This is a genomic window from Streptomyces sp. NPDC057654 (genome assembly GCF_042800135.1).
In the GTDB taxonomy this organism is placed as follows: Bacteria; Actinomycetota; Actinomycetes; order Streptomycetales; family Streptomycetaceae; genus Streptomyces.
Genome location: NZ_JBHVHQ010001408.1, coordinates 1 through 1,288, shown reverse-complemented (window position 1 = coordinate 1,288; position 1,288 = coordinate 1). Strand labels below are relative to the sequence as shown.

Sequence of the window (1,288 nt, the reverse complement as noted above, 5' to 3'; positions counted from 1 at the left end):
CAGGATCTACCGGGCGGCCGGCGCAGCGGCCGCCGCCGTCGCGCTGGCGGCGGGCCTGGCCGCCTGCGGGGGCGACAGCCTGGAGAAGTCCAAGGGCGGCGACAGCACCACGAAGCCGGGTGCGGGCTCGCTGGTGGTCGGGTCCGCGTCCTTCACCGAGTCCAAGGTGCTCGCCGAGATGTACGCGCGGGTGCTGGCGGACGCCGGCTATTCGACGTCGATCAAGACGGTCGACGCCCGCGAGCTTTATGAACCCGCCCTCGAACAGGGCCAGATGGACGTCGTCCCGGAGTACGCGGCGACGCTCGCCGAATTCCTCAACAAGAAGGCGAACGGGAAGAACGCGTCCCCGGTCGCCTCGCCGGACGCCGACGCCACGGTCAAGGCGCTGCGCAAGCTCGCCGAGCCGCGCGGCCTGAAGGTCCTCGACCCCGGCAAGGCCGTGGACCAGAACGCCTTCGCGGTGAGCAAGGAGTTCGCCGGGAAGCACCACCTCAAGACGCTTTCCGATCTTGGAAAGTCGAAGCAGAAGGTCAAGCTCGCGGCGGGCGACGAATGCCCCGACCGGCCGTTCTGCCAGCCCGGCCTGGAGAAGACCTACGGCATCGACATCACGGGCATCGACCCGCTCGACGTCGGCAGCGTGCAGGCGAAGCAGGCGGTCAAGGACGGCAAGGACCAGATGGTCCTCACCACGACCACGGACGCGACGCTCGATCAGTTCGGCCTGGTGCTGCTGCGGGACGACAAGAAGCTCCAGAACTCCGACAACGTGCTGCCGGTGGTGAATGCGAAGAAGGCCGGCTCGAAGAAGATCACGGACGCGCTCGACAAGATCACCAAGGTGCTGACCACCGCTGATCTGACCGAACTCAACAAAAAGGTGGACGCCGAGCGACTGAAGCCGGCGGACGTCGCGGAGCAGTATCTGAAGGACAAGGGGCTGCTGACGAAGTAGCAGAAGTAACCGCGGCGGAACAGTTTGGGCGGTGGGGTCCCACTCGGCGCACGACGCACGGTAAGTTTCAGGCCATGCCACGTGGACGCCACCGTCATTCGCAACCCCTGCACAAGCTGCTCGCTCCGACGACGGTCGCCGCGACATCAGTCGTCTGCGCCGCCAGTTCATGGGTGGTGGGCGAAACACTGGTGATCCGCTCGCTGGCCGCCGCGGCCGGCGCCGCCGCGGTCGTCGGCGCGTTCCTCATGCGCCACTGGGACCGGGGCGCCGGCAAGCGGGTCACCGAGCTCACCACCGCCCTCACCCGGGAGGAGTGGAAGACCGACG

The 1,288-nt window shown here is 67.7% G+C and carries 1 protein-coding gene and 1 pseudogene; both read left to right on the top strand.

Translation table 11 applies throughout. From position 1 onward, the window contains the following. On the top strand, nucleotides 1-958 hold a 958-nt coding region (locus tag ACFU99_RS43980), incomplete at its 5' end, for an ABC transporter substrate-binding protein (RefSeq protein ID WP_384404442.1). 74 nt (nucleotides 959-1,032) lie between these two features. After that, nucleotides 1,033-1,288, top strand: a pseudogene (locus tag ACFU99_RS43975) (hypothetical protein); the annotation flags it as partial.